General features: G+C 65.2%; 4 protein-coding genes and 1 pseudogene. All 5 read right to left on the reverse strand.

Translation table 11 applies throughout. From position 1 onward, the window contains the following. Nucleotides 1-545: pseudogene (locus RMO12_RS05250) on the reverse strand (SAM-dependent methyltransferase); the annotation flags it as partial. Between the two features lie 9 nt (nucleotides 546-554). Then, the gene (rfbC, locus tag RMO12_RS05255; protein ID WP_309638478.1) at nucleotides 555-1,109 is read right to left on the reverse strand and encodes a dTDP-4-dehydrorhamnose 3,5-epimerase; all 555 of its coding nucleotides are present in this window, start codon (nucleotides 1,107-1,109) and stop codon (nucleotides 555-557) included. Nucleotides 1,110-1,117: 8 nt separating this feature from the next. After that, entirely contained in the window at nucleotides 1,118-2,179 is a 1,062-nt protein-coding gene (gene rfbG, locus RMO12_RS05260; RefSeq protein WP_309638479.1) for a CDP-glucose 4,6-dehydratase, read from the reverse strand. Continuing rightward, the gene (gene rfbF / locus RMO12_RS05265) at nucleotides 2,176-2,949 is read right to left on the reverse strand and encodes a glucose-1-phosphate cytidylyltransferase (RefSeq protein ID WP_309638481.1); all 774 of its coding nucleotides are present in this window, start codon (nucleotides 2,947-2,949) and stop codon (nucleotides 2,176-2,178) included. The genes rfbG and rfbF overlap by 4 nt, the downstream gene beginning before the upstream one ends. Before the next feature lie 100 nt (nucleotides 2,950-3,049). Then, nucleotides 3,050-3,407, reverse strand: a 358-nt coding sequence (locus tag RMO12_RS05270) for a GDP-mannose 4,6-dehydratase (RefSeq protein WP_309638480.1), incomplete at its 5' end; no start/stop codon positions are given.

The raw sequence follows: 3,407 nt of genomic DNA on the forward strand, positions 1-3,407 counted from the left end.
GCGACGAAGTCGTTGATGTCGGGCACATGCGCCAGCACGTTGTTGGCTGCTGTCAGATCGGCGGCGCGGCCCTCGGCCACGAGCTGTTCGGCCAACTCGACGCTGAAGAACGCTTCACGGACTTCGAGGCCCTTGTCTCGCGCGGCCTGTGCGGTTCCAGTGGTGGGTTCGATGCCCAGACAGGGAATGCCCCGAGCCGTCACGTACTGCAGCAGGTAGCCGTCGTTGGAAGCCACCTCGACCACCCGCGACGAGGGGCCGAGGTCGAAGCGCTGCGCCATGTTGCCGACGTAGGCCTCGGCGTGCGCGAGCCAGCTTTGCGAAAACGAACTGAAGTAGGCGTAGTCGCCCGCGAACAGTGCGGCGTGGTGCGGGTAGTCCTCGGTCTGCACCAGCCAGCAGTTCGTGCACGCGAACACCCGCAGCGGAAACCACTTTTCGGGATCGGCGAGCTGGGCCTGCGTGACATAGGCGTTGGACGGTGGAGCGGTGCCCAGGTCGATGAACGGCAAGCTCAGCGGCGCATGGCAGTGGCGGCACTTCATGTCGGCTCTTCAGATTCCGTTGAATTCTTCGGTGATCCGAGGGTGCACCGAGTCGCGCTGCGAGATGTCGGTGAACTCCAGCGGCCAGGCAATGTTCAGCGCCTTGTCGTTCACGTTCAGCGCGCCCTCGGCCTGCGCGTCATAGGGCTTTGAGTGCAGATAGATCAATTCGCAGTCGTCGGTCAACGCCTGAAAGCCGTGCGCGAAGCCTTGCGGGATGAAGAGGCTGCGGCCATTCTCCGCGGACAGCATTTCGGCATGCCACTTCAGGAAGGTGGGTGAGCCGCGCCGCAGGTCGACGGCCACGTCGAAGATCGCGCCGCGCAGGCAGCTCACGAACTTGTCTTCGGCATGTGGCGGACGCTGGAAATGCAGCCCACGCACGGCGCCGCGTTTGCGCGTCAGGGTCTGGTTGATCTGGGCGATCGGCAGGGTAAAGCCGACCGCCGAGAGTTCGTCGGCGCAGAACAGCCGGCTGAAGAAGCCGCGCAGGTCTTCGAGCCGCTTGCGCTGCACGAGCACGAGGCCGGCCAATGGCGTCGGTATCTCAGCGAACGATGCCATGTCGGGCCTCATGCCGCAGCTGCGCTCGGGTGGGCGCCGATCTGCGCGAGGCAAACCGCACGCATGTCGTCGCCGCGGTGCCACGCCAGATGCCACTCGACCGTCTTTTCCAGCGCCTGCGCCAGGCTCCAGCGTGGCGCCCATCGCAGTTCCCTGCCTGCGCGCGAGCTGTCGAGTTTGAGGACATTTGCTTCATGCACCTGCGGCCCGCCGACATGTCGCCAGCCGGCCCCGGGCAGTCGCGCACTCAGGTGGTCGAGTATCCAGCGCACCGAGCGCACACCCTCGTCGGCGGGGCCGAAGTTCCACGCCGACGCGAAAGGTTGGCCTTGCGTGACGAGCTGTTCGGACAGCGCCAGATACCCCGACAGCGGCTCGAGCACATGCTGCCAAGGGCGCGTCGCGTCAGGGCGGCGCACATCGACGGTGCGGCGCTGGTCCAGGGCGCGGAAGAAGTCGGGGATCAGCCGGTCCTCGGCCCAATCGCCGCCGCCGATGACGTTTCCGGCGCGAGCTGTTGCGATCGCGGCACCGCCGGCCTCGAAGAACGAGGCGCGATAGGCGGCGGTGACCAGTTCGGAGCAGGCCTTGCTGCTCGAGTACGGGTCATGGCCCCCCAGCGCCTCATGCTCGCGATAGCCCCAGACCCACTCCTTGTTTTCATAGCACTTGTCGGTGGTGACGTTGACCAGCGCCTTCAGGCTGGCGCACGCGCGCGCGGCTTCAAGCAAGTTGACGGTTCCGAGGACGTTGACGGCGTAGGTTTCCACCGGGTCTGCATACGAGTGACGCACCAGCGATTGCGCCGCCAGATGGAACACAACGTCGGGAGCCGCGGCGCACATCGCGGCCTTCAACGCGGCCGCGTCGCGAACGTCGGCCACCGTGTGCGTCGCGAGACCTTCAGCGACCCGGCCGACCGTGAACAGGTTCGGATCCGTCGGCGGCGCGGTGGAGTAGCCGTGAACCACCGCGCCCTCGCTTTGCAGCCACAAAGACAGCCACGAGCCTTTGAAGCCGGTGTGGCCGGTCACGAAGACCGGTCTGCCACGCCAGAACTGCGGGTTCATGACCACATCTTCCACGGCGCCTGACCCGACGCCCAGAGTTGCTCGAGATGGGTCTTGTCGCGCAGCGTGTCCATCGGTTGCCAGAAACCGTCGTGTTCGAACGCCATCAGCTCACCGGACGCCGCAAGCTGATTCAGCGGATCCCCCTCCCAGGCGGTGTGGTCGCCCTCGATATGGTCGAGGCAGGCCGGCGACAGCACGAAGAAACCGCCGTTGATCCAGCCGCCGTCGCCGCGCGGCTTCTCGATGAAACCACGCACGGCCGCCCCTTCGAGCGCGAGCGCGCCGTAGCGGCCCGGTGGCTGCACGGCGGTGATGGTGGCGAGCTTGCCGTGCGCGCGATGGAACTGCGTCAGACGGTCGATGTCGATATCCGCCACGCCGTCGCCATAGGTGAAGCAGAAGGCATCTTCACCGGCGACATGTTCGGCCACGCGCTTGAGGCGCCCGCCCGTCATGGTCGCGTCGCCGGTGTCGACGAGCGTGACCTTCCACGGCTCGGCCTTTCGCTGGTGCACGCGCATCTCGTTGTCCTGCATGTCGAAGGTGACGTCCGACATGTGCAGGAAGTAGTTTGCGAAGTACTCCTTGATGACGTAACCCTTGTAGCCGCAGCAGATGACGAAGTCGTTGATGCCGTGGGCGGAGTACATCTTCATGATGTGCCACAGGATCGGCTTGGCGCCGATCTCGATCATCGGCTTGGGCTTCAGGTGCGTTTCCTCGGATATCCGGGTGCCGAGTCCACCGGCCAAGATGACTGCTCTCAATGCCTCTCTCCAGGGGTAACGCGGACTCCGCGATCGGGCCGCCATGGGGTTTGTGCTGCCGCTTTGCGGCTCTAAGCGCGACGAATCAACCAGTGGCTTATCAGCGAACGCGTGAAGAATTCCGAAGATCGGCTTCCGCGGCCTGGGCCATGCCGGCTATGACGTCATCGACATGGCTCCGCGCCTGCCATCCAAGAACCCGGTGGGCGCGCGATGGGTCGGCGGCGCCATAACGGATGTCCGACGGCCGCAGCAGAGCGCTGTCGGTGCGCACGTGGGCACGCCAACTCAACCCGAAGTGTTCGAAGGCGCGCGACACAAAGTACTCAAGCGACACCGAGCGGCCGGTGGCGATGACGAAGTCATCGAGCTGTTCCTGTTGGAGCATCAGCCACATGACCTCGACGTACTCCGGGGCCCAGCCCCAGTCTCGATGGATGTCGAGGTTTCCGAGTGAA

This window comes from Methylibium sp. (assembly GCF_031393925.1).
In the GTDB taxonomy this organism is placed as follows: domain Bacteria; phylum Pseudomonadota; class Gammaproteobacteria; order Burkholderiales; family Burkholderiaceae_C; genus Methylibium.